Below are 23,593 nucleotides of genomic sequence, written 5' to 3'. Positions count from 1 at the left end.
CCGTTCGGATGATGCCGAACGCCTCGTTTCGCGTCAGGCTTGGCGTTCTTCTTCAGGCACGCGGCCCGCCGGCGCGTCCCCTGGGCCTCGGCCCGGGCTGATGGCGTTGTGCCGGGGCCGGCCTGGACATCCGGCGATTTGAACAGAAGGCATAGTCACGATGGCGATCATCCCAGGAACCCCTGGCAACGATAATCTGACCGGAACCGCCGGCGCCGACACCATCGACGGCCTGGCGGGCGACGACATGCTGCAGGGATATGCGGGCAACGACATTCTCCGCGGCGGCACCGGCCGGGACTACATGTATGGCGGCGACGGCGACGACCGGATCGAGACCGGTGGCGGCGGCAACGACTACGGTTCGGGCGGTGCCGGCAACGACACGCTGATCGGATCGGCCGATGCCGAGAGCCTCTATGGTGATGACGGCAACGACACCATCACCGGTGCGGCCGGCAACGATTCGCTTTACGGCGGCGCCGGCAACGACAATCTCGGCGGCGGTGACGGCGACGACTACATCGCCGCCGGGGTCGGGGTCGATACCGTCGATGGCGGGGCGGGCACCGACACGCTCTATGTCGACCGCGGCACCACCACTGTCGGCGTCACCTTCGTCCTGAACGGGGCGGCCGGCAGCGACGGCAGCCGGGCCATCAACATGGAGGTGATGACCTACTATGCCGGGTCGGGCAACGACACCATCACCGGCGCCGGCGGCAATGACACGATCTACGGCTATGACGGCACCGACGTCCTGAACGGCGCCGCCGGCAACGACAATCTCAACGGCGGTAACGGCACCGACACGCTCGGCGGCGGCGACGGCGACGACAACCTGTCGGGGAATGACGGCAACGACATTCTCCGCGGCAATGCCGGCCGGGATTACCTGTATGGCGGCATCGGCGACGACCGGATCGAGACCGGGGGCGGCGGCAGCGACTACGGCTCCGGCGGCGACGGCAAGGACACGATGGTCGGGTCGTCCGACGCCGATACGCTGTACGGCGATGCCGGCAACGACACGATCTACGGCTATGCCGGCAATGATTTCCTCTATGGCGGGGCCGACAATGATGCGATCGCCGGCGGCGACGGCGACGATTATGTCGCCACCGGGATCGGCGCCGACATCGTCGACGGCGGGGCGGGCACCGACACGCTCTATGTCGACCGCAGCACCACCACCGTCGGGGTCACCTTCGTCCTGAACGGCGCGGCCGGCAGCGACGGCAGCCGGGCCATCAACATGGAGGTGATGACCTACTATGCCGGGTCGGGCAACGACACCGTCACCGGGGCCGGCGGCAACGACGCCATCCATGGCGGCGACGGGACCGATGTCCTGAACGGGGCGGCGGGCAACGACACCCTCAATGGCAACGCCGGCACCGACACGCTCGCGGGCGGTGACGGCGACGACAGCCTGTCGGGGAATGACGGCAACGACACCCTCCGCGGCGGCCTCGGCCGGGATTACATGTACGGGAACGCCGGCGACGACCGGATCGAGACCGGGGGCGGCGGCAGCGACTACGGCTCCGGCGGCGACGGCAAGGACACGATGGTCGGGTCGAACGATGCCGACAGCCTGTATGGCGATGCCGGCAACGACACGATCTACGGCTATGGCGGCAACGACTCGCTCTATGGCGGGGCCGACAATGACTCGATCGCCGGCGGCGACGGCGATGACTATATCGCCACCGGGATCGGCGTCGACGTCGTCGACGGCGGGGCGGGCACCGACACGCTCTATGTCGACCGCAGCACCACCACCGTCGGGGTCACCTTCGTCCTGAACGGGGCGGCCGGCAGCGACGGCAGCCGCGCCGTCAACATGGAGTTGATGACCTATTATGCCGGGACGGGCAGCGACAGCATCGCGGGCGGCGCCGGAAATGATTCCATCTATGGCGGCGATGGGGCCGATGCCCTGAACGGGGCGGGGGGCAACGACACCCTCAGCGGCGGGGCCGGCAACGACACGATCGGCGGCAGCACCGGCGACGACAGCTTGTCAGGAAACGACGGCAATGACGTTCTCAAGGGTGGCGTCGGCCGCGACTATATGTATGGCGGCGCCGGCGACGACCGGATCGAGACCGGAGGCGGCGGCAGCGACTACGGCTCCGGCGGCGACGGCGCGGATGTCCTGGTCGGATCGGTCGATGCCGAGAGCCTGTATGGCGACGCCGGCAACGACACTATCTCCGGCGCGGCCGGCAACGACTATCTCTATGGCGGCGCCGACAACGACGTGCTGCGCGGCGATGCCGGGGCCGACTATCAGGATGGCGGCGCCGGCATCGACACGGTCAGCTATTACACCGGCACGGTCGGGGTGGTGGTCAACCTGACGGCCGGCACCGGCAGCGGCGGCGATGCCCAGGGCGATACTCTGTACAACATCGAGAACGTCAGCGGCAGCCAGGGCAATGACAGCCTGGTGGGGAACGCCGCGGCCAACACCCTGCAGGGCTGGAGCGGCAACGACGCTCTCGCGGGCGGCGACGGCAACGATCAGCTCGTGGGCGGCGCCGGCAAGGACACGATGACCGGCGGCGCCGGCGCCGACCGCTTCGTCTATGCCAGCATCGGCGACAGCACGGTCGGGGTCAATGCCGACCGGATCGTCGATTTCAGCCACGCCCAGGGCGACCGTATCGACCTCTCGGCCATCGACGCCAACACGGGCCTGGCCGGCAACCAGGCCTTCACCTTCATCGGCACAGGCCTCTTCACCCATCACGCCGGCGAGCTGCGCTTCGCCATCACCAGCCCCGGCGTGACCACCATCGCCGGCGACGTCAACGGCGACGGCGTGTCCGACTTCCACATCCAGCTCACCGGCACGCCCACGCTGGTCGCGGCCGACTTCGTCCTGTAGGAACGGTCGGTGCCCATATGACAACGCCCGCCCCGGAAGGGGCGGGCGCTCTGTCTGACGCAGATGATCTCGGCGGTCGGTGTCAGCCCTGGGCGGGGACGGCGACGCCCTTGGCCTCGAGCAGCTCCGTCAGCTCGCCCGTCTGGTACATCTCGCGGATGATGTCGCAGCCGCCGACGAACTCGCCCTTGACGTAGACCTGCGGGATGGTCGGCCAGTTCGAGAATTCCTTGATGCCCTGGCGCAGGCCGGGGTCGGTCAGGATGTCGATGCCCTTGAACGGCACGCCGAGATGGGTCAGCACCTGCACCACGGCGGCGGAGAAGCCGCATTGCGGGAACACCGGGGTGCCCTTCATGTAGACGACGACGTCGGTGCCGGCGATGTCGTTGCGGATGCGCTCGAAGACGGGATTGTCCATGGGGGTACTCGCTGGCTGAGGGTCAGGCTTCGGCGGCGATCGAGGTGTGCAGCATCAGCGCGTGCAGCTCATTGCCCATCCGGCCGCCCAGGGCCTGATAGACCATCTGGTGCTGCTGCACGCGGCTCCTGCCGGCAAAGGCGGGGCTGGTGACATAGGCGGCATAATGGTCGCCGTCGCCGCGCAGATCCTCGATCCGCACCTCGGCGCCGGGCAGGCCGTCCTTGATCAGGCGGACGATCTCCGCCGGGTCCATCGCCATCTCACGCCTCTCCCGACTGCACGATGTCGGTCATGTAGTTGGGCAGCCACGCCTCGTTGACGCGGCGCAGTTCAGCCACCGATATGGCACTGCCGTCGTCGCGCTTCAACACGTCGCCGCCGGTGCGGCCGATGATTTGCGCCGGCACGCCCGCCGCCCGGGCCCGCGCCAGCAGCGCCTCGCCGTCGGCCGCGGTCACCAGATAGCGGCCCTGGTCCTCGCCGAACAGCAGCCCGGCGTCGGCCGGAAGATCGACCGTGGCGCCGATCCGGCCGGCCATCGCCATCTCCGCCACGGCGACATAGAGGCCGCCGTCGGAGAGGTCGTGGCAGGCGGTGGCCGTGCCGTCCTGGATCAGCGCCCGGACCAGGTCGCCGTTGCGGCGTTCCGCGGCCAGGTCGACCGGCGGCGGCGCGCCGTCCTCGCGGTCATGGATCTCGCGGGCATACAGCGACGCGCCGACATGACCCTTGGTTTCGCCAACCAGGACAATGGCTTCGCCGGCGGCCTTGAAGCCGAGCCGGACATGGCGCCCGCCATCCTGGATCAAGCCGACGCCGCCGATCGCCGGGGTCGGCAGGATGGCCTCGCCCGAGGTCTCGTTGTAGAGCGAAACGTTGCCGGAAACGACCGGGAAATCAAGCGCTTCGCAGGCGGCCCTCATGCCCTGGATGCAGCCGACGAACTGGCCCATGATCCGCGGCTTCTCGGGGTTGCCGAAGTTCATGTTGTCGGTGATCGCCAGCGGCCGGGCGCCGGTGGCGGTCAGGTTCCGCCATGCCTCGGCCACGGCCTGGGCGCCGCCGGCCTCGGGGTCGGCCAGGCAGTAGCGCGGCGTGCAGTCGGTGGTGATGGCCAGCACCTTGCCGGTGCCGTGCACCCGCACCAGCGCCGCGTCGGCCTGGCCGGACAGGGCGACCGTGTCGGCGCCGACCTGGCTGTCATACTGCTCCCAGATCCAGCGCTTGGAGGCGAGGTCGGGGCAGGCCAGCAAGCGCGTCAGCACCGCCTCTGCCGTGTCCGGCAGCGGCAGGGACGCGGCAGCGATTTCCGGCTGCTTCGGCGTCGGCTCCCACGGCCGGGCATAGTTCGGCGAGGCGTCGACCAGCTCCGCCACCGGCATGTCGGCCCAGACCATGCCGTGCATCTTCAGCACCATGCGGCCGGTGTCGGTGACCCGGCCGATCACGGCGAAGTCCAGCTCCCATTTGCGGAAGATCGCCTCGGCCTCGGCCTCGCGGCCGGGCTCCAGCACCATCAGCATCCGCTCCTGGCTCTCCGACAGCATGATCTCGTAAGGGACCATGCCGGTCTCGCGCTGCGGCACATGGTCGAGATCAAGCTCGATGCCGCAGCCGCCCTTGCTCGCCATCTCGACGGAGGAGGAGGTCAGGCCGGCCGCGCCCATGTCCTGGATGGCGACGATGGCGTCGGTGGCCATCAGCTCCAGGCAGGCCTCGATCAGCAGCTTCTCGGTGAAGGGGTCGCCGACCTGCACGGTCGGGCGCTTCTCCTCCGACGCCTCGTCGAACTCGGCCGAGGCCATGGTGGCGCCGTGGATGCCGTCGCGCCCGGTCTTGGAGCCGACATAGACCACCGGGTTGCCGATGCCGCCGGCGGCCGAATAGAAGATCTTGTCGGTGCTGGCCACGCCCACGGTCATGGCGTTGACCAGGATGTTGCCGTTGTAGGAGGCGTGGAAGTTGGTCTCGCCGCCCACCGTCGGCACGCCGACGCAGTTGCCGTAGCCGCCGATGCCCTCGACCACGCCGGCCACCAGGTGCCGGGTCTTCGGGTGGTCCGGGCTGCCGAAGCGCAGCGCGTTCATGTTCGCCACCGGCCGCGCGCCCATGGTGAACACGTCGCGCAGGATGCCGCCGACGCCGGTCGCCGCACCCTGATAGGGCTCGATGAAGCTCGGGTGGTTGTGGCTCTCCATCTTGAAGATGGCGGCCTGGCCGTCGCCGATGTCGATCACGCCGGCATTCTCGCCGGGGCCGCAGATCACCCAGGGCGCCTCGGTCGGCAGCTGCTTCAGCCAGCGGCGCGAGGATTTGTAGGAGCAGTGCTCCGACCACATCACCGAGAAGATGCCGAGCTCGGTCAGCGTCGGCATCCGGCCCATGATGGTCTGGGTCAGGGCGAATTCGTCGGCGGTCAGGCCGAATTCGGCCGCCAGCGCCTGGGTGACGTCCGGTTCCTGGGGGGCGTTGGACGGATGGGTCATGAAAGAATCTGCGCCAGGCCTTCGAACATGGCGCGGCCGTCGGAATTGCCGTGCTCCGGCTCCGCCGCCCGCTCGGGGTGGGGCATCATGCCGAGCACCCGCCGGTTCTCGGACAGGATGCCGGCGATGTCGTTCAGGCTGCCATTCGGGTTGCCGCGGCCGTCCTGGTCGGCGATGTAGCGGAAGGCGACGCGGTCCTCGTCCTCCAGCCGCTTCAGCGTGTCCGGGTCGGCGAAGTAGCAGCCGTCATGGTGCTGGATCGGGATGCGCACCGTCTGGCCAGCGTTGTAGCCGCGGGTGAACGGGCTGTTCGAGGTCTCGACCCGCATCGCCACGGTGCGGGAGCAGAATTTCAGGCCGGCGTTGCGCAGCAGCGCGCCGGGCAGCAGCCCCGCCTCGGTCAGGATCTGGAAGCCGTTGCAGATGCCGACGGTCGGCACGCCGCGGGCCACCGCCTCGCGGATCGCGCCCATGATCGGCGACTGCGCCGCCATCGCGCCGGAGCGCAGATAGTCGCCATAGGAGAAACCGCCGGGGATGGCGATCAGGTCGGTCGGCGGCAGCTCGGTGTCGCGGTGCCAGACCATGTGGGTCGGCCGTCCGGTCGCGTGGGAGAGTGCCACGGCGAGGTCTCGGTCGGCGTTCGATCCCGGGAAGACGATGACGGCGGCTTGCATGGCCGGGATGTAGCGGTCCTGCCGGGCCTTGGCAAGGGCGGCGCAGGATGTGCTGTCATGCGCGCCAGAAGGGTTTCAGCGCTTCCGCCAGCGCCTCGTCCCGGCACAGGCCGATATCGTTCAGCATGCGGCTGTCCAGCATCCGAAGCTGGCGCCGGGTTTGATGACGGCACGACCACCGGGCCAGATGACCGGCCGCGGCGAACCAGAGCCGGCTCAAGCCGCAGCGCCGTCGTTCGCTCGCACCATCGGCTGCACCGCTGCGCGCCCCGCGGTCCGCAACTGACAGGGTCATGGTCGTCTCCATCGCGGGTTGATGAGACTCGACCCTATCGCCTCCGGCAGTCGCCGCGTGTCACCCGGGATACACCGGGCGGTGTCCTCAGGAGGCCGGATCCCGGCTTCCTCCCGGAAATGAAAAGGCCGGATCCGCGGCGGATCCGGCCCGAGGTGGCTCGATCGCAGGGGGATCAGGTCACAGGCGCAGAAGCAGGTCGCGCGGGTCGCTGGCGGGCGCCGGCCCGTCGACGCCGATGTCGCGCAGCATGTGGTCGTCCAGCGCCTCGACCGGCAGCCGGGGAAGGCGGCGGCCGCCCAGCGCGGATGCGGCGGCGCCGATCAGGGCGCGCAGCCCGGACCGGCTGGTCGGCAGGGTGGCGCGAGGCTGGATGGCGGCGTGGTCGGTGCAGGCGGTCGTCATGGCATTTCCCTTTCCGGCAGGGCGTTCGATCTGTCATCGGGAATGCCTTGATGATCGCGATCTGGAGAACAAACCGCAAACAGGATATTCTCGTGAACGGGATAAGAGAATCTATCGAGCCGATGAGGGAACCCATGCGCCGTCGCCTGCCGCCGCTGAACGGCGTCCGCGCCTTCGAGGCCGCGGCCCGCCATGAGAGCTTCACCCGCGCCGCCGAGGAGCTGGCGGTGACCCAGGCGGCGGTCAGCCAGCAGGTGCGCCGGCTGGAGGACTGGCTGGGCGCCAAGCTGTTCAACCGCACCGAGGGCGGGCTCGAGCTGACCGACACCGGCCGGGCCTATCTGCCGGTGCTGCGCGACGCCTTCGACGCCATCGCCGAGGCCACGGCACGGATCCGGCCGCTGCCGCATTCCGGCATCCTCACCGTGTCGGCGATTCCGTCCTTCATCCGCAAATGGCTGGTGTCGCGGATGCCGTCCTTCAACGAACAGCAGCCGGAGATCGACGTCAATCTCGACGCCGAATCCCGGCTGGTCGATTTCAGCCGCGACCAGGTCGACTGCGCCATCCGCTTCGGCAGCGGCGCCTGGGAGGGCGTGGTGGCGGAGAAGCTGTTCTCCGAGGACACCTTCCCGGTGTGCAGCCCGGCGCTGGTCGAGGCCGGGCTGTGCCAGCTGGAGGATCTGCGCCGCTTCCGCCTGCTGCACGACGAGACGCTGGTGCAGTGGAAGCACTGGCTGCGGGCGGCGGGGATGGAGGATCTCGGCTGGGTCCGCGGCCCGCGGACGCAGGATTCGGCGCTGCTGATCCAGATGGCGATCGAAGGGCAGGGGGTGGCACTGGCGCAGCGGGTGCTGGTGATGGACGACCTCCGCGCCGGCCGGCTGGTGCGGCCGTTCTGGCAGTCGCTGCCGCGCGACCATCTGAAGAGCGACTACGCCTATTATTTCGTGGCGCCGCCGACCGCCCTCAACCGGCCGCTGGTGCGGGCCTTCCGCGACTGGCTGTTCGCCGTCGCCGCCGAGGCCGAGGCGTCGCCGGAGGAGCCGATGACCCTGCCGGCGGCGTGACCACCGCCGGCAGGGGCCGGCTCAGGCCAGCGCCTCGTCGAAGAAGGTCAGCAGCCGCTTCCAGTGCCGTTCGGCGCCGGTCTCGTTGTAGACGCTGTGGTCGGGCACCGCCCAGCCATGCGCCATGCCGACATAGCTTTCGATGATGTGGTCCACCTCGGCCCGCCGCAGGGCCTCGGCCAGCCGCGCCGACTGCTCCGGCGGGAAGCTGTTGTCGACTCCGGCGACGCCGACATAGACGCGGCCCTTGATCTTGTCGGCGAGCAGATGCGGGCTGTCCGCCGCCTCGCTGGCCAGGTTGCCGCCATGGACGCTGGCCGCGGCGCCGATCCGGTCGGCATAGGCCGCCGCGGCTGTCAGGGCCCGGGCGCCACCCATGCAGTAGCCGACGGTGCCGATCGGGCCGGCGATCGTCTCGGCGTCCAGCGCGTCGATGAAGGCGGCCGTGTCGCGCCGGGTCATCTCCTGGCTGGTCTCGCGCAGCATGGTCATGATCCGGGCGCGCGCCGTCTCGTCGGCGAAGGAAGCGCCGGTGAACGGGCCATAGGCGCCGAACCGGTAGAACAGGTCCGGCAGCAGCACGACATGGCCCGAATCGGCCAGCCGCTGCGCCATCCCGGCCAAGGAGGCCCGCGGGCCCATCGCGTCCATGTAGAGGATGACCCCGCGCAGCGCCTTGCCGCCGGCGGCGGCGCCGTCGGGGTGGAACAGCGCCGCCTTGGCCGTCCCGTCCGAGGTCTTGATCTGAAGGTCGCGCCTCATCTGCCCATCCTTGGTGAACCTACCCCGGCCGCGGGAGCGCAACGAGAGGGGCGGCCGCGCCGGGATCATAGTCCTCATTCCCGCCAGAACGGCTTGCGGCGCATGGTCTCGACCTGGTCGCGGCGCAGGCCGAGGTCGAGCAGGGTCTCGTCGTCCATCCGCTGCATCCGGCTGCGGGCCTGGATCCGGGCGCTCCACAGCGCCGGCAGGGCCGCGATACGGCGGAGCAGGGACAGGAGGGGGGAGGGCCGCCGGCGCGATGCGGGGCGGGGCTCGTCGATGCAGCAGCTGGTCATTGGCTACGGTCCTGATCGGGGTTGCAGATCAGGGGTCGACCCGTTCCCTGAAGATCGGTCCTGGCGGCTGCGGCCGCAAACGGGATAGTCTGGCCCTAGCCCAACAAAAACTTGGCCTGCGGGCGGGAGGCGGGATGTGGGATGGCGGTTGCCGCCGCTGAACGGCGTGCGGGCCTTCGAGGCGGCGGCGCGGCATCGCAGCTTCACCCGCGCCGCGGCCGAGTTGTCGGTGACCCAGGCGGCGGTCAGCCAGCAGGTGCGCCGGCTGGAGGAGTGGCTGTCGGTCAGGCTGTTCCACCGGCGCGAGAACAGCCTGGAACTGACCGAGGCCGGCCGCGTCTACCTGCCGCTGGTCAGCGGCGCGCTGGCCGGCATCGCCGACGCCACGGCGCAGATCGCGCCGGGCCGCGCGGCCGGCGTGCTGACCATCAGCACCACCCCGTCCTTCGCGGCGAAATGGCTGACGGCTCGCCTGCAGGGCTTCACCTCGGCGCATCCGGACATCGACGTCAACGTCACGGCGTCGCTGGCCCGGGTCGATCTGGAGGGCGGCGAGGCCGATTGCGCCACCCGCTGGGGCCAGGGCGGGTGGGAGGGACTGTCCTGCGACCGGCTGTTCGCCGASGACACCTTCCCGGTGTGCAGCCCGGCGCTGCGCGACGGCACGCCGGGGCTGCGCACCCTCGACGACCTGCACCGCCAGACGCTGCTGCACGACCAGTCCCTGGCGCCCTGGCGCGACTGGCTGCGGGCCGTCGGGATGGCGGATGTCGACTGGGTGCGCGGACCGCGGGTCAGCGACTCCTCGATGGCCATCCAGGCGGCGGTGGAGGGGCAGGGGGTGGCGCTGGCCGTGTTCTCCCTGGTGGCCGACGACCTGGCGGCAGGCCGGCTGGTGCGGCCGCTCGACCTGTCGGTGCCGAGCGCCGCCAGCTACCACTTCGTCGCCACGGCGCGATCGCTGCGCCGGCCGATGGTGCGGGCGTTCCGCGACTGGATCGTCGCCGCTGCGGCCGGCACCATCCGGGTGCCGCGGGAACCGGACATGTCGTCGCGCCCGGCGGATTAGGCGCAGCCCGGCCTTGCCGGGCCTCGCCGGCCGGGCCATCTGCCCTCCGTGGCAACGACTGGAGGACAGGCGCGTGATCGACCCGAAGAAGCTGTTCGAGGATTTCCTGGGCGGCGCCAAGCAGCCCGGCGGCAAGACCTCCGGCTTGTCCGGCAATCTCGGCACGCTGGCCACCGGCGCCGTCGGCGGCGGGCTGATCGGCCTTCTCCTCGGCTCGAAGAAGGTCCGCAAGTTCGGCGGTTCGATGCTCGGCTATGGCGGCGCCGCGGTGCTCGGCGGCCTGGCCTACAAGGCCTGGCAGGACTGGTCGGCCAACCGGGCGCCGGCCCCGGCCCAGCCGCCGGCGCAGCAGCCGATCCCGCTGCCGCCGCCGCGCAGCCCGTTCGACCTGGAGACGCAGAGCGCCGCCGGCGGCGGGGATGCGCGCATCGCGGTGGTTCGGGCGATGATTGCCGCGGCCAAGGCCGACGGCCATATCGACGCGACCGAGCAGAAGGCGCTGTTCGACCGCATCGGCCAGCTCGGCCTCGGCACCGAGGAGAAGGCCTTCGTCATGGACGAGCTGGCGAAGCCGCTCGACATCGCCGCGATCGCGGCCCTGGCGGCGACGCCGGAGCAGGCGGCGGAGATCTGGCTGGCCTCGCGGCTGGCGATCGACGCGGACGATCCGCGCGAGAAGGCCTATCTCGACGACCTGGCGGCGCGGCTGAAGCTGCCCGAGGGGCTGGCGGCCCATCTCGAGGCGCAGGCCGCCGCGGTGGTGTGACAGCCCTCGCTGTCATCCTCGGGCTTGACCCGAGGATCCAGGGGCGGCCAGGGCGGTTCTCGGTGGCCCCTGGATTGCCGGGTCAAGCCCGGCAATGACAAAAGGGGAGGGGCCGTCTCAGGCGACGACGTCGATCGTGTAGCTCTCGGTGACCGGGTTGGCCAGCAGCTTGCGGCACATCTCGTCCAGGCGCGCCTTGGCCTGGGCGGCGTCGGCGGCGGCGATCTCGACCTCGATCACCTTGCCCTGACGCACCTCGCCGACCTCGTCGAAGCCGAGGCCCTGCAGGGAGTGACCGATCGCCTTGCCCTGGGTGTCGAGGACACCGGGCTTCAGCATGACGTGGATGCGGGCTTTCATGGGGCGACCTGGTTCTCGCGGATGTCGACGACACTTCCTTCCGGCAGGATGCCGAGGCGCCGGGCCACTTCCTGATAGGCCTCGAGGACGCCGCCGAGATCCTGGCGGAAGCGATCCTTATCGAATTTCTCGTTGGTCTGCACGTCCCACAGGCGGCAGTTGTCCGGGCTGATCTCGTCGGCCAGGACGATCCGCATCTCGTCGTTCTCGTCGTAGAGACGGCCGAATTCGAGCTTGAAGTCGACGAGCTTGAGGCCGATGCCGAGGAACAGGCCGGTGAGGTAGTCGTTCACCCGCAGCGACAGCGAGACGATATCGTCCAGGTCCTGGGCGTTGGCCCAGCCGAAGGCGGTGATGTGCTCCTCCGACACCATCGGGTCGTTGAGCTCGTCCGACTTCAGGTAGTACTCGATGATCGAGCGCGGCAGCGGCGTGCCCTCGGGCACGTTGAAGCGCTTGGAGAACGACCCCGCGGCGATGTTCCGCACCACCACCTCGAGCGGGATGATCTCGACCTCGTGGATCAGCTGCTCGCGCATGTTCAGGCGGCGCATGAAATGCGTCGGCACGCCGATCTCGGACAGGCGGGTCATCAGGTATTCGGAGATGCGGTTGTTCAGCACCCCCTTGCCCGAGATCACCGCCTTCTTCGTCCCGTTATGCGCCGTCGCATCGTCCTTGAAATACTGGACGATCGTGCCGGGCTCCGGTCCTTCGTAGAGGACCTTGGCCTTGCCCTCGTAGATGCGCCTGCGGCGGCTCATGTCGAAACGTCCACGGTGATGCCAACAAAAAGGGTCGGGGCGTCCGGCAGGACGTCCGCGTCTGCGCACATATAGCAAGCGCACGTCTGCTAAACAATTGCACGCTCCCTGTTGCCTCGGGGGTGACCGCGGCGCCCAGAGTCGCTATATCCTGCGCCATGATGCGACGTGCGCCCGCGGCCGCGGGCAGGTGGAAGGACACGGCATGACGACGTTCGACTCGCGGGGCCAGGCTTTCGAGGCGGAGTTCCAGCACGACCAGGAGCTCCTGTTCCGGATCCAGAACCGGCGCAACAAGCTGCTGGGCCTGTGGGCGGCCGAGCTGCTGGGCAAGACCGGCGCCGACGCCGAGGCCTATGCGAAGGAGGTCATCATGTCCGACTTCGAGAAGCAGACCGACGAGGACGTGCACGACAAGGTCTATGCCGACCTGAAGATCCACGACGTCGACCTGTCCGACCACCGGCTGCGCAAGAAGATGGACGCGCTGCTGGCGGTGGCGCGGCAGCAGATCATGACCGAGGCGACGCCGAAGTAAGGCCGGCGGCAATCCGGACGGGAAGGGCGGCTTCGGCCGCCTTTTTTCGTTGATCGGCTTCGAAACGTCGCCATGCGGTTTGGGCTTGGAAATTTCACGACTGAGAAACAATATTCCGGTTGAGGCGAATTTTGAAGAACTGGCCTCGTTTTTCGATGTTTTTGAGAAAGGAAATTTCATGTGCGATCAGCATTGTTCCGTCGCGGCGGAGCGGTCGCCGCTCCCGGTCTCTCGCCGCGGCCTGCTCGTCGGCGCGGCACTCCTGTCGGCCGGCGCGGCTCTCTCCGCCTGCGGCCCGGCCGAGGCACAGGGCAAGGGACCGGCGGCGACGACCCCGATCTCCGGTGACGAGGGCCTGCAGCGGCTGATGGACGGCAATGCCCGCTACGTCGCCAACGCGCCGACGGAAAAGGATTATTCGGCCGGCCGCGCCGCGCGGGTGGCCGCCCAGTATCCCTTCGCGTCGATCCTGAGCTGCGCCGATTCCCGCGTCGCGCCGGAGCTGGCCTTCGACCAGGGACCGGGCGATCTGTTCGTGGTCCGGGTCGCCGGCAACTTCCTGAACGACGACGGGCTCGCCAGCCTCGAATACGGGGCGCTGGTCCTGAACATCCCGCTGATCATGGTGCTCGGCCACAGCAATTGCGGGGCGGTCGACGCGACCATCAAGGTGCTGAAGGACGGCACCAGGCTGCCCGGCCATCTCCCCGAGCTGGTCAATTCGATCAAGCCGGCGGTCGTGGCGGCGAAGGCCAAGGGCGGGACGGACCTTCTCGCCGACGCCACCGTCGAGAATGTCCGCCGCAACGTCCGGCTCCTGGTCACCGGCGACCCGGTCGTGTCCAGGCTGGTCAAGCAGGGCAAGGTCAAGGTCGTCGGCGGCGTCTACGACCTGGCGACCGGCCGGGTGACGCTGGTCTGAGCCGCGCGGGGCGGGGAAGGCTCAGCCCTTCACCGCCCCCGCCGTCAGCCCGCTGGTCATGGCGTTGCGGAAGACATAGTAGATCACGGCCGGCGGCACGGCGTAGATCAGCCCGGTCGCCATCAGCAGGTTCCACGGCGAATCGTCGGCCGACAGGAACAGGCCCAGCCCGACCGACAGCGGCGCCGCCTTCTCGCTCGACAGCAGCAGGAAGGCGTAGAGGTACTCGTTCCAGGCCAGCAGCAGCGCGTAGATGCCGATCGCCACCAGGGTCGGGCGCATCAGCGGCAGATAGACCATGCGGAAGATCTGCAGCGGCTTGGCGCCGTCCATGATCGCCGCCTCGTCCAACTCGCGCGGCAGCTTGTCCGAGGCCTGCTTCAGCACCCAGATGGCATAGGGCGAGGCCAGGGCGATCATCGCCAGGATCAGCGCGGTCTGGGTGTCGAGCAGGCCGTAGGAGCCCATGGTCTTGTACATCGGCACGGCCAGGAAGGCGGCCGGGATCAGATAGGTGGCCAGGGCCATGTTCATGATATGGCGGCCGCCCGGCACGCGCAGCCGGCTGATGGCGAAGGCGGCGCAGGTGGCGACGAACAGGGTCGCCACCCCGGTCGTGACCGCGATGAAGAAGCTGTTGCCGAGCTGCAGCCAGAAATTGCTGAGATAATAGTGCTGCTGCCGGAACACGGTGAGGAAGTTGGAGAAGGTCGGATGCTCCGGCCACAGCGTGCCGGCCAGCACCGCGTCCTGCGGCGAGATCGCCAGGACGAACAGGTGATACAGCGGCACCACCGTCCACAGCACCACCGGGATGGCGATCGCGATCAGGGCCGCTTCGTTGAGAAAGCGCTTCATGCCTCGCCTCCCTTGGACAGGCGCTTCACCATGACGAAGACCAGCGGCAGGATCAGCGGCATGGCGACGATGATCGAGGCGACGCCGAGATCGAGATTGTTGTTGCGCAGGTAGCGGATGCCGAGCGTCGCCAGCACCTGGGTGCTGTCGTTCGGGCCGCCGCCGGTCAGCAGGTAGACGCTGTTGAAATCGCCCAGCGTCCAGATCGTCGACAGGATGGTCGAGGTGACGTAGAGCGCCGCGACCGACGGCCAGGTGACGAAGCGGAAGCGCTGCCAGCGCGAGGCGCCGTCGACCGCGGCGGCCTCGTACAGGTCGCGGGCGATGGCCAGGCGTCCGGTCAGGAGGATCAGGGTCCAGAACGGCAGCGATTTCCAGATGTGGACCACGACCGCGCCGAAGAAGGCCAGCCACGGGCTGGTCAGCCAGGGTGGGCCCTCGAAGATGCCGAACAGCTGGAACAGCTGCTGGTTGATCATCCCCGTCTCGGGGTTGAGCATGACCCGGAAGGACAGGATGGTCGGGATCGACGGCACCGCCCAGGGCAGGATGAACAGCACCAGCAGCAGCCGGATCCACCAGCGCGGCACGGCGAAGAATCCGGACAGGCCGAGCGCGATCAGCATCTTCACATTCACCGCGATCAGCAGGAACAGGATGGTGTTGACCGCCGCGGTCAGGAAGATCGGGTCGGCGAACAGGCGGCGGTAGCTGGCCGGGTTGGCGCCGAGATAGAGGCCGTAGCCGACCGGATAGGCCACCAGCACCAGGAACACGGCGATATAGGGGATGAGCAGGATCGCGCCCCAGGTCGCCCAGGTGCGGCGGTGGCTGCCGCGGGAGGCTGCCGGGATCCCGTGGATCGTGGTCGCTGTCATCGGCTGGTCCTCTCTGAGAAAGGGCTGCGGCCCGGCCCGCGCGGCGCTCCACGCGGACCGGGCCGGCAGGTCGGTCCTAACCGGCGATTTCCTTGATCCGGGCGATCATCTCATCGACCGCCTGGTCGGGCGAGACCCCGTCCTGGACCACGCGGTTCAGCGCCTTGGCCCAGACATTCTCCGCATTCACCGTGGTGAAGTGGTAGTTGTAGACGAAGGGGAAGGGCAGGGTGCCCTCGGTGAACTGCTTCGACACCACGGCGCGGTGCGGGTCGGTGCCGTCGGTCCAGAACGGCCGGGCGGCGCCGGACTTGGTCACCGGATACCAGCGCCCGACCGAGCCCTCGACGAAGGGCGTCAGGTTCTCGTCCTTCATCATGAAGGCCATGAATTCCTTGGCCCGGGCCTTGTTCTTGGAATCGGCGAAGATCACCGCGGTCTTGGTCGCCGCCAGGTTCGGCAGCGTGCCGCCGTCCGGCTTCTTCGGGAACAGGGTGGTGCGGATGTTCTCCTCATAGTTCTTCTTCGCCTGGGCCCGCTGCTCCTCGGTCAGCGTCTGGTTGGTCGAATCGTCCAGGTGCTTGCTGGGGATCGAGATCGTCGCGTTGTGAGTTAGGACTGTGGTCTTGTTGTGGAAGTTGACGTTGTTGTCGGTGTCGAGCCAGTTGACCGAGGAGGGCGGGGTGCAGCCGCGGGTGAAGATCGAGCTGTAGCTCTTCACCGCCTCGATCATCGCCGCCCGGTTCTCCGGCTGGTCGAGCACGATCTTGCCGGTCTCGTCGACGATCTTGACGTTGTAGGCGTTGGCCCAGGTCAGGAAGCTGAAGAAGGTGTCCGACGCCGCGACGCTCATCGGCTGGCCAATGGCGTAGATCCGCTTGCCCTTCGCGCGCAGCGCGTCCTGCACCTTGCCGCACCAGAAGTCCCAGTACTCGTTCCAGGTGCCGGGGATGTCGCCCTCGCTGAAGCCGGCGTCCTGCAGCATGTCCTTCCAGTAGAAGATGTGCATGGTCTGGCGTTCGATCGGGAAGGCGTAATAGGCCTTCTGCCCGGTCTTGCCGTTCATCAGGAAGGTGGTGGCCAGCGCATCGGGCTGGAAGCTGTCCTTGATCGGGGCGATGACGTCGCTGACATCCTCCAGCCGGCCCTCATAGGCCCATTGGCCGGTGGTGCGGAAATCATAGGTGGTGCAGTAGCCGACATCCGGCGGCGTGCCGGCCTCGACCGCCGCGACCGACTTCACGATGCAGTCCTCGGTCGAGTACAGCGACAGCTCGACCTTGACGCCGGTGGCCTTCTGGTACCGGTCGATCAGGGCCAGCAGGGCGTCGTCCTCGCCCTTGTAGAACCCCTTGGTGACCCAGACGGTGAGCGTGTCCTGCGCCTGGGCGGGCAGGGTGGCGGCGAGGCCGAGGGTCAGGGCACAACCCGCCATGAGGTGGCGGAGACCGATCTTGGGCATGGAACTTCTCCCAGAGCTGAGGTTGGGGCGCGGCTTCTGCCGTCTTGCTGGTGGCTTCCGGACGGCCGGAAGCGGGAAGGGTCAGGCGCGGCCGGGCCTCCTGGCCGTCGAACCGCGCTCGACGATCTCGAAGCCGACATCGATCACCCGGGACGGTGCCGGCGCGCCGTCCCGGGGCTCGAGCACGCGCAGCAGCAGCGCGCCGACCCGGCGGCCGATGTCTTCGGCGTCGATCCGCACGGTCGACAGCGCCGGCACGCATTGCCCGCCGATCTCGAAATCGCCGAAGCCGAGGATCGATACCTGGTCCGGCACCGCGATGCCGCGGCGGTGGCATTCCATCAGCGCGCCGACGGCGGCGAGGTCCGACACCGCGAAGATCGCCTCGACCGGTTCGTCGGCGTCGAGCAGATGGGCCATGGCGGCGGCGCCGCCGGCGAAGGACACCGGCACCTGGCCGCGATGGACCACGGCGTCGGCCGGCAGTCCGGCCTGGCGCAGCACCTCGGTGAAGCCGGCCAGGCGCGCCTCGCCGCGGAAGTCGTGGCTGGCGCCGCCGATCGCCGGCCCGATCGCGCCGATGCGTCGGTGCCCCAGCGCGATCAGGTGCCGCGCCGCGGCCCGGCCGGCCTCGATGTTGGAGAAGCCGACGGCGCGGTCGATCGGCTCGGCGGCGCCGCAATCCCAGATCTCGATCACCGGAATGCCGGCGCTGCGCAGCATGGTGCGCGCGGCCTCGGTGTGGTTCATCCCGGCCAGCACGATCGCCTCCGGCCGGCGTTCCAGCATCGCCCGGACCAGCGCCTCCTCCTCGCTCATGCGATAGAGGGTGTAGCCGATCAGCAGCTGGTAGCCGGTCTCGCGCAGCGCCTCGGTCAGGCCGTGCGCGGTGTCGGCGAAGTTGGAATTGGTGATGGTCGGCACCAGCGTGGCGATGAAGCCGGTGCGGCGCGACGACAGCGCGGCGGCCACCTTGTCGTCGACATAGCCGAGCTGCGCGATCGCCTGGCGGATCCGCTCGCGCGTCTCCGGCGCCACCCGGCTGCTGCCGGCCTGGACGCGGGACACGGTCATGGGCGAGACCCCGGCGAGGCGGGCGACGTCCCGCATGGTGGGGCGGAGGGAGCGCTTGGGCATGGGATGGCTTTCGGTCGGCCGCGGGGCCATGCCGCGCCGGGCCGTGCGCCGACGGGATCGCGGGTCCCGCAATCGGCGGACGGCCGCACGGCGGATGGGGCTGGGCCGCGCCGGGGCGCGGCAGGCCATGCGGCGCGTCATCGGTCAGGGCCGGATGCGCGGAGCGGTCGGGCGAAAGCGGTCGTCGGCAAGCACGATGTCGGCCCTCCCCATGGCCAGGGTCGATTTGTCGTTCTTATTGATGTGACCGGTAACATGATTGGCTGTGACCGTGCAAGCGGCGGGTTTCGGCGCATGCGCTTCCAAGAGCGACCGAGCCGGCATCGATCGCGCGCATCGCTCCGAAGGTGCCGGTGGCCGAAGCAGGTGGTATGATCATCGTGCCAGGACAGGCGCACCCGCGAGATCGGGGTGGCGGCGCAGGAGATGATATCACGTGCGGGACTCGACTGACCCCATCGTCCGCCGGAAGCTGTGGCACGAGGTCTTCGATCGCCTGAAGGCCATGATCACCCGCGGCGAGCTGGCGCCGGGCGACGCCATGCCGTCGGAGCGGGACCTGATGGACCGGTTCGGCGTGGGCCGCCCGGCGATCCGGGAGGCGATGCAGGCGCTGGCCAACATGGGCCTGATCACCATCAGCCATGGCGAGCGCGCCCGTGTGCGGCAGCTGACCGCGAAGTCGATCTTTCAGCAGGTCGACCTCTCCGCCCATATGCTGCTCTCCGCCTCGCCGGACAGCCTCGAGCACCTGAAGCAGGCGCGCCGGTTCTTCGAGCGCGGCATGGTGCGCGAGGCGGCGGAGAAGGCGACGGCGGCGGACGTCACGGGGCTGGAGGAGACGCTGCAGGACCAGGGCGGCAAGCTCGCTGACCCGGCCGCCTTCATCGCCGCCGACATGCGCTTCCACAGCCGGATCGCAGCGATCTCCGGCAATCCGATCTTCGAGGCGGTCAGCGAGGCGATGCTGAGCTGGCTGCGCGACTATCACACCGAGATGCTGATCTGGACGGGGAAGCAGAACGTCACCCTGGCCGAGCATCGCGAGATCCTCGACCACATCCGCCGGCACGATCCGGACGCGGCCGAGGCGGCGATGGTCCGCCACCTCGACCGGTCCGCGGCCCTGTACGCGCATCACGGGTGAGCGACAGCACGCTGCCTTGGTGTTTTCATCGATTTTGATGTAAAATCTCGGCATGAGCGAAACTCAGGCCCTGTTTGCGGCCCTGCGGCAGCTTGCCGACGGGGAGGCTGCGGCGGCGGTGGAACGGCTGGTGCAGGAGGCGCCGGACCGCGCGCTCTGCCGCGTCAACGTCTTCGACTTCGCGGCCCAGGCCGGGATCGATGTCGAACGCGCCATCGCGGTGTTCCTGCATGCCGCACGCCTCGGGTTGTTCGAGCTGTCCTGGAACGTGCTCTGCCCCGGCTGCGGCGGCGTCCTCGATGCCGGCGCCACCCTGAAGTCCCTGGACCGCGACGAGTATCACTGCGCCCTCTGCGCCGCCGGCTACGAGCCGACGCTCGACGAGATGGTGGAGGTGGCCTTCACCGTCAGCCCGCGGGTGCGCCGGATCGGCGCGCACGACCCCGACATGCTGCCGCCGGTGGAGTATTGCCGCCAGGTGTTCTGGGGATCCGGCGTCGACCTGCCGCCGAACTTCGAGCAGCTGATCGAGGACATCACCCTCGACTTCGTCGAGCTGCCGGCCGGGGAGAAGGCGATCCTGTCGCTGCAGCTGCCGGCGGAGTTCCTGATCGCCTTCGATCCCGTCAGCCACGCGACCCAGTTCATCGACGTGAAGGGCGAGCCGACGCGCGACCGCCAGTCGCTGACCTTCATCATCGATCCGGTGCATCGGCTGAACGAGACCATCGCGCTGCGGCCGGGCCCGCTGCGCCTGTCCGTCGAGAACCGCACCAACCGCCGGGTGTTGGCCGGGATGTGGATCGCCGGGCACGCGCTGCACGACCTGCTCGGCCGGCGCAAGCCGTTCCTGACGGCCAAGCGGCTGCTGACCAACCAGACCTTCCGCGACATCTACCGGACCGACACGCTCGACGTCGACCAGCGGCTCAAGATCACCAGCATGACCTTCCTGTTCACCGATCTCAAAGGGTCGACGGCGCTGTATGAGCGGGTCGGCGACCTCGCGGCGTTCGACCTGGTGCGCGCCCATTTCCGCGTGCTGCACGAGATCGTCGCGGCCGAGGCCGGGGCCGTGGTCAAGACCATCGGCGACGCGGTGATGGCCACCTTCCCGACGCCCGACCGGGCCGTGGCCGCCGCGCTGCGCATGCGCGACGCGATGGGGCGCCTGAACAACGCCCATGCCAGCGAGGACCTGGTGCTGAAGATCGGCATCCATGAAGGGCCGTGCCTGGCGGTCACGCTCAACGAGCGGCAGGACTATTTCGGCCAGACCGTCAACATCGCCGCCCGGGTGCAGACCCTGGTGAACTCGCGCGCCATCTTCGCGACCGAGCCGGTGGTGACGGATTCAGATACTGCGAGGCTGCTGCAGACCAGCGGCATCGAGCCGATCGCCCAGCGCCACATGCTGCGCGGGATCGAGGCCGAGGTGACGCTCTACGAGATCCCGTAGCGTGCGCCCATAGCACTGCCGGTCCGGGGCGGCTCGATCAGCGGCCGACCCGGACGGGGTGCCGAGGCCGCCCAGGGACGGGAACCTCGGGGCCGCCGGCTCATCCAATGCTCGTGCGGGGCCGACAATCTCGTCTCGCCCGCGCCTCGGGTGATCCCGGCAGGAGCTTGCAATGAACTGGAACTCTCTCGTCATCGGCGCGTTGGCGGTGTTGGCGTCAGGCTGCTCGGCACCGGCTCAGACGGCGGCTGCTCCGACCGATCCGCAGATCGCCCATATCGCCTACACGGCAGGCCAGATCGATGTCGAGGCCGGCCAACAGGCGCTCAAGAAGAGCAAGAACGCCAAGGTCCGTGCCTTCGCCGAGGAGATGGTCCGCGATCACCAGGCGGTCAACGACCAAGCGCTTGCTCTGGTGAAGAAGCTCGGCGTCACGCCTGAGCCCAATGCCACGAGCGCCTCTCTTTCCAGCCAGGCGAAAACCAGGCTGGACGAGTTGGCCAAGCTCGACGGGGCGGCATTCGACCGTGCCTATATCGAGAACGAGGTCGCCTATCACAAGACCGTGAACGGCGCCCTGAGCGATACGCTGATCCCCGACGCGAAGAACCCCGAGCTGAAGGCGCTGCTCGGCACCGGCCTCAAGCTCTTCCAGGAACACCAGATGCACGCCGAGCATCTGGCGCAGGAACTCGGTTCGTAAGGCCATGAGCCGCGGTCGACCTGCATTCCTTGCGGCGCTTCTGATCGCGGCGGCTCTCGCGGCCCGACCGGCGGCGGCCGATCCGACGGTGCATGTGGTCCGTATCGCGGACATGCGCTTCGGGACCGCGCCGGCCGGCGTCCGGGTCGGGGACGTCATCGAGTGGGTGAACGCCGATCTGTTCGAGCACACCGCGACGGCGCGGGACCGCAGCTTCGACCTGGATCTCAAGCCCGGGGCGACGGCGCGCATCGTCGTGAGGTCGGCGGGTGAGATCGCCTATTATTGCCGCTTCCATCCCGGGATGACGGGCCGCATCGTCGTGCGGAAATAGAGACATGCCGGCAGGGCGGACGCCGGCGGTCAGGGCAGGGCGGGGCCTGCGAGGCGCCGCAGCACGGCCTCGGTGATCCTGTCGCATCGGGCGCCGAGGAACGGAAAGGCTTCGATGACGCTGGACGAGAGCTTTTCGTAAAGCGCGTCGCGCAACAGCCTGCGGGCGCGGAACAGGCGCGTCTTCACCGTTTCCGGCAACACCCCCAGCTGCGCCGCCGTTTCCTCGACCGAGCATTCCTCGATCTCGCGCAGGATGAAGACGAGCCGAAACGCCTCGGGCAATTCGTCGATCGCCACCTCCAGCAACCGGCGGGCCTCGGCGCGGGCGACATCGCTCTCGGGCGTGCCGGCGCCGAGGGGTCGAGGGAACATGATCACATCCGCGCCCCTTGCCTGTTCGGCTTCGATGACGTCGAGACTGACATTCGGGCGACTCTTGCGGAGGCGTCCACGCGCTTCGTTGAGGGCGATCCGCGTCAGCCAGGTGGACAGGCTCGAAGCCCCTCGGAACCCGCCGATGGCCGCGAAGGCGCGCAGATAGGTTTCCTGCACCACGTCTTCGGCCTCGTTGTCGTCCTTCACCACGCTGCGGGCGATCCGGAAGAGGCGTTGATTGCAGCGGCGCATGATCGTGCGAAACGCATCGGGGTCGCCGGCCCTGGCGAGGTCCACGAGCTCGGATTCGGTAAGCGCGTCGTCGCTGATCGCCAGCATCATCGGAACCCGACTGCAGCCTCGAACATGGTTTACATCATATTGGACGCGCGACGGCCCCGCAGGTTCCCGACGCTGCGCACGATGCCATCGCCCGGCAGGTCGGCAGGCGCGGCGCCGGCTCACCGGCGCGTCTCGAGCGGCTACAGCAGGTCCGTCAGCCCGACCGTCCGCCCGGTCCCGGCGCTGTCATAGGCGGCCTCGACCAGGGCCAGGGTCTTGAGGTTGTCGCGGCCGGAGGTGGCGGGCTCGCGCCCCGCGCGCAGGCAATCGACCCAGTGCCGCTGGATCGCGGCCACGCTCTCCTGGATGTTGTGCCAGGGGCGGCTGGCCCAGGGCAGCAGGGGCGGGGAGACGTCGACCGTCTCGCTGCCGTCGCGGCCGGTCACCGTCATGCGATAGCCCTGGCCGAGGCAGATCGTGCCCTCGCTGCCGTCGACCTCGACCAGCGTCTCCGGGAAGGGCTCGGCCGCCAGCCGCGTGGCGTAGGAACAGTCGACCACCGAGGTGATCCCGCCTTCATGATCCAGCAGCATGGTGGCGACATCCTCGCCCCGGATCGCCGGGTTGACCCGGCGGGTCCGGGCGGTGAGGCGGGTGGCGTCGCCGAACAGGAAGCGGGCGATGTCGAGGCTGTGGATGCCGAGATCCTCGATGATGAAGCGCTCGCCGGTGGCGAGATAGGGCTGGCCGGAGAACACGTCATAGGCCGAGCGGAAGGAGACGCGGCCCCAGAACACCTCGCCGATCCGGCCGGAGTCGATCACCCGGCGCACGGCCTGGATCGGCGACTGCCAGCGGAAATTCTCATGCACCATCAGCGGCACGCCGGCCGCTTCGCAGGCCGCGACCATGGCCTTCGCGTCGCCCAGCGTGGCGGCGAAGGGCTTCTGGCAGATCACCGGCACGCGATGCCGGGCGGCGAGCTCCACCAGTGGCCGATGGCTCGGCACGGTGGTGGCGATGTCGACGAAGTCCGGCGCCTCGCGCGCCAGCATCTCCGCCGCGTCGGCATAGAGCCGGGCGATGCCGAAATCGCGTCCCGCCGCTTCCAGCCGGGCCGGGTCGCGGTCGCACAGGGCGACGATCTCCGCCCCCTCGGCATCGCGCCAGGCGTGCAGCTGGTTGACGGCGAAGAAGCCACAGCCGATCAGGGCGCCACGCAGCAT

General features: G+C 69.0%; 26 protein-coding genes. 10 read left to right on the top strand and 16 right to left on the bottom strand.

All coding sequences use genetic code 11. The features are described from left to right. Nucleotides 1–160 precede the first annotated feature (160 nt). Nucleotides 161–2,896: a calcium-binding protein gene (locus tag BWR60_RS14795; RefSeq protein WP_088151791.1), complete on the top strand. Its 2,736-nt coding sequence runs from the start codon at nucleotides 161–163 to the stop codon at nucleotides 2,894–2,896. 82 nt (nucleotides 2,897–2,978) lie between these two features. Here the strand turns inward: BWR60_RS14795 and grxD are convergent, their stop codons facing one another. From grxD to BWR60_RS14765, 6 genes are all read right to left on the bottom strand, one after another. Then, on the bottom strand, nucleotides 2,979–3,317 hold the full coding sequence (gene grxD / locus BWR60_RS14790; RefSeq protein WP_088151790.1) for a Grx4 family monothiol glutaredoxin: 339 nt from the start codon (nucleotides 3,315–3,317) through the stop codon (nucleotides 2,979–2,981). Between the two features lie 22 nt (nucleotides 3,318–3,339). Continuing rightward, a complete protein-coding gene (locus BWR60_RS14785) occupies nucleotides 3,340–3,579 on the bottom strand; it encodes a BolA family protein (RefSeq protein WP_088151789.1) in 240 nt (79 codons plus the stop codon). Nucleotide 3,580: 1 nt separating this feature from the next. Then, complete coding sequence (gene purL, locus BWR60_RS14780; RefSeq protein WP_088151788.1) at nucleotides 3,581–5,806, bottom strand: phosphoribosylformylglycinamidine synthase subunit PurL; 2,226 nt, start codon at nucleotides 5,804–5,806, stop codon at nucleotides 3,581–3,583. Further along, on the bottom strand, nucleotides 5,803–6,483 hold the full coding sequence (gene purQ, locus BWR60_RS14775) for a phosphoribosylformylglycinamidine synthase subunit PurQ (RefSeq protein ID WP_088151787.1): 681 nt from the start codon (nucleotides 6,481–6,483) through the stop codon (nucleotides 5,803–5,805). Before purQ ends, purL begins: the two co-directional genes overlap by 4 nt. A gap of 55 nt (nucleotides 6,484–6,538) precedes the next feature. Then, nucleotides 6,539–6,778, bottom strand: coding sequence for a DUF1127 domain-containing protein (locus tag BWR60_RS14770; protein WP_144445623.1), 240 nt, complete (start codon nucleotides 6,776–6,778; stop codon nucleotides 6,539–6,541). Nucleotides 6,779–6,958: 180 nt separating this feature from the next. Continuing rightward, complete coding sequence (locus tag BWR60_RS14765) at nucleotides 6,959–7,183, bottom strand: hypothetical protein (RefSeq protein ID WP_088151785.1); 225 nt, start codon at nucleotides 7,181–7,183, stop codon at nucleotides 6,959–6,961. A 134-nt stretch (nucleotides 7,184–7,317) separates the two neighbouring features. Here BWR60_RS14765 and BWR60_RS14760 point away from each other — a divergent pair, with 134 nt between their 5' ends. Continuing rightward, nucleotides 7,318–8,253, top strand: coding sequence for a transcriptional regulator GcvA (locus BWR60_RS14760; RefSeq protein WP_088151784.1), 936 nt, complete (start codon nucleotides 7,318–7,320; stop codon nucleotides 8,251–8,253). Between the two features lie 21 nt (nucleotides 8,254–8,274). On the opposite strand, the gene BWR60_RS14755 is transcribed toward BWR60_RS14760, so the two are convergent. Both BWR60_RS14755 and BWR60_RS14750 read right to left on the bottom strand, forming a co-directional pair. Beyond that, on the bottom strand, nucleotides 8,275–9,015 hold the full coding sequence (locus BWR60_RS14755) for a dienelactone hydrolase family protein (RefSeq protein ID WP_088151783.1): 741 nt from the start codon (nucleotides 9,013–9,015) through the stop codon (nucleotides 8,275–8,277). Between the two features lie 74 nt (nucleotides 9,016–9,089). Next, entirely contained in the window at nucleotides 9,090–9,311 is a 222-nt protein-coding gene (locus tag BWR60_RS14750) for a DUF1127 domain-containing protein (protein ID WP_088151782.1), read from the bottom strand. A 136-nt stretch (nucleotides 9,312–9,447) separates the two neighbouring features. Between BWR60_RS14750 and gcvA the strand changes: the two genes are divergently transcribed. Next, nucleotides 9,448–10,380 (top strand): transcriptional regulator GcvA, encoded by a 933-nt coding sequence (gene gcvA, locus BWR60_RS14745; RefSeq protein WP_088151781.1) that lies wholly within the window; start codon nucleotides 9,448–9,450, stop codon nucleotides 10,378–10,380. Nucleotides 10,381–10,453: 73 nt separating this feature from the next. Then, on the top strand, nucleotides 10,454–11,146 hold the full coding sequence (locus BWR60_RS14740) for a tellurite resistance TerB family protein (RefSeq protein WP_088151780.1): 693 nt from the start codon (nucleotides 10,454–10,456) through the stop codon (nucleotides 11,144–11,146). Between the two features lie 117 nt (nucleotides 11,147–11,263). On the opposite strand, the gene purS is transcribed toward BWR60_RS14740, so the two are convergent. Together purS and purC are read right to left on the bottom strand one after the other, a co-directional pair. Next, nucleotides 11,264–11,506: a phosphoribosylformylglycinamidine synthase subunit PurS gene (gene purS / locus BWR60_RS14735; protein WP_034833008.1), complete on the bottom strand. Its 243-nt coding sequence runs from the start codon at nucleotides 11,504–11,506 to the stop codon at nucleotides 11,264–11,266. Then, entirely contained in the window at nucleotides 11,503–12,270 is a 768-nt protein-coding gene (gene purC / locus BWR60_RS14730) for a phosphoribosylaminoimidazolesuccinocarboxamide synthase (RefSeq protein WP_034833007.1), read from the bottom strand. Before purC ends, purS begins: the two co-directional genes overlap by 4 nt. A gap of 205 nt (nucleotides 12,271–12,475) precedes the next feature. Between purC and BWR60_RS14725 the strand changes: the two genes are divergently transcribed. Together BWR60_RS14725 and BWR60_RS14720 are read left to right on the top strand one after the other, a co-directional pair. Next, entirely contained in the window at nucleotides 12,476–12,808 is a 333-nt protein-coding gene (locus BWR60_RS14725; RefSeq protein WP_034833006.1) for a DUF1476 domain-containing protein, read from the top strand. A 178-nt stretch (nucleotides 12,809–12,986) separates the two neighbouring features. Then, complete coding sequence (locus BWR60_RS14720; RefSeq protein WP_088151779.1) at nucleotides 12,987–13,730, top strand: carbonic anhydrase; 744 nt, start codon at nucleotides 12,987–12,989, stop codon at nucleotides 13,728–13,730. 21 nt (nucleotides 13,731–13,751) lie between these two features. Here BWR60_RS14720 and BWR60_RS14715 read toward each other — a convergent pair whose 3' ends face one another. From BWR60_RS14715 to BWR60_RS14700, 4 genes are all read right to left on the bottom strand, one after another. Next, nucleotides 13,752–14,588, bottom strand: a complete 837-nt coding sequence (locus BWR60_RS14715) for a carbohydrate ABC transporter permease (protein WP_088151778.1) — start codon at nucleotides 14,586–14,588, stop codon at nucleotides 13,752–13,754. Next, nucleotides 14,585–15,466 carry a carbohydrate ABC transporter permease gene (locus BWR60_RS14710; RefSeq protein WP_088151777.1) on the bottom strand — a complete coding sequence of 294 codons (882 nt, stop codon included), beginning with the start codon at nucleotides 15,464–15,466 and terminating at the stop codon, nucleotides 14,585–14,587. Before BWR60_RS14710 ends, BWR60_RS14715 begins: the two co-directional genes overlap by 4 nt. 76 nt (nucleotides 15,467–15,542) lie before the next feature. After that, nucleotides 15,543–16,928, bottom strand: a complete 1,386-nt coding sequence (locus BWR60_RS14705) for an ABC transporter substrate-binding protein (RefSeq protein ID WP_088151776.1) — start codon at nucleotides 16,926–16,928, stop codon at nucleotides 15,543–15,545. A gap of 81 nt (nucleotides 16,929–17,009) precedes the next feature. Beyond that, on the bottom strand, nucleotides 17,010–18,065 hold the full coding sequence (locus BWR60_RS14700; protein ID WP_218823506.1) for a LacI family DNA-binding transcriptional regulator: 1,056 nt from the start codon (nucleotides 18,063–18,065) through the stop codon (nucleotides 17,010–17,012). 436 nt (nucleotides 18,066–18,501) lie between these two features. Here BWR60_RS14700 and BWR60_RS14695 point away from each other — a divergent pair, with 436 nt between their 5' ends. The 4 genes from BWR60_RS14695 (at nucleotide 18,502) to BWR60_RS14680 (ending at nucleotide 21,708) form a co-directional block, all read left to right on the top strand. Beyond that, nucleotides 18,502–19,212: a transcriptional regulator NanR gene (locus BWR60_RS14695; RefSeq protein ID WP_088151775.1), complete on the top strand. Its 711-nt coding sequence runs from the start codon at nucleotides 18,502–18,504 to the stop codon at nucleotides 19,210–19,212. 52 nt (nucleotides 19,213–19,264) lie between these two features. Continuing rightward, the gene (locus BWR60_RS14690; protein ID WP_088151774.1) at nucleotides 19,265–20,671 is read left to right on the top strand and encodes an adenylate/guanylate cyclase domain-containing protein; all 1,407 of its coding nucleotides are present in this window, start codon (nucleotides 19,265–19,267) and stop codon (nucleotides 20,669–20,671) included. 172 nt (nucleotides 20,672–20,843) lie between these two features. After that, the gene (locus BWR60_RS14685; protein ID WP_088151773.1) at nucleotides 20,844–21,374 is read left to right on the top strand and encodes a DUF4142 domain-containing protein; all 531 of its coding nucleotides are present in this window, start codon (nucleotides 20,844–20,846) and stop codon (nucleotides 21,372–21,374) included. Between the two features lie 4 nt (nucleotides 21,375–21,378). After that, entirely contained in the window at nucleotides 21,379–21,708 is a 330-nt protein-coding gene (locus BWR60_RS14680) for a cupredoxin domain-containing protein (protein WP_088151772.1), read from the top strand. Nucleotides 21,709–21,737: 29 nt separating this feature from the next. Here the strand turns inward: BWR60_RS14680 and BWR60_RS14675 are convergent, their stop codons facing one another. Then, a complete protein-coding gene (locus BWR60_RS14675; protein WP_088151771.1) occupies nucleotides 21,738–22,427 on the bottom strand; it encodes an RNA polymerase sigma factor in 690 nt (229 codons plus the stop codon). A gap of 140 nt (nucleotides 22,428–22,567) precedes the next feature. Further along, nucleotides 22,568–23,593, bottom strand: coding sequence for a Gfo/Idh/MocA family protein (locus tag BWR60_RS14670; protein ID WP_088151770.1), 1,026 nt, complete (start codon nucleotides 23,591–23,593; stop codon nucleotides 22,568–22,570).

The organism is Inquilinus limosus, from assembly GCF_002195995.1.
GTDB lineage: Bacteria > Pseudomonadota > Alphaproteobacteria > DSM-16000 > Inquilinaceae > Inquilinus > Inquilinus limosus_C.
Note: the sequence above shows the minus strand (reverse complement) of the source record. Positions and strands in the feature narration are given on the sequence as shown.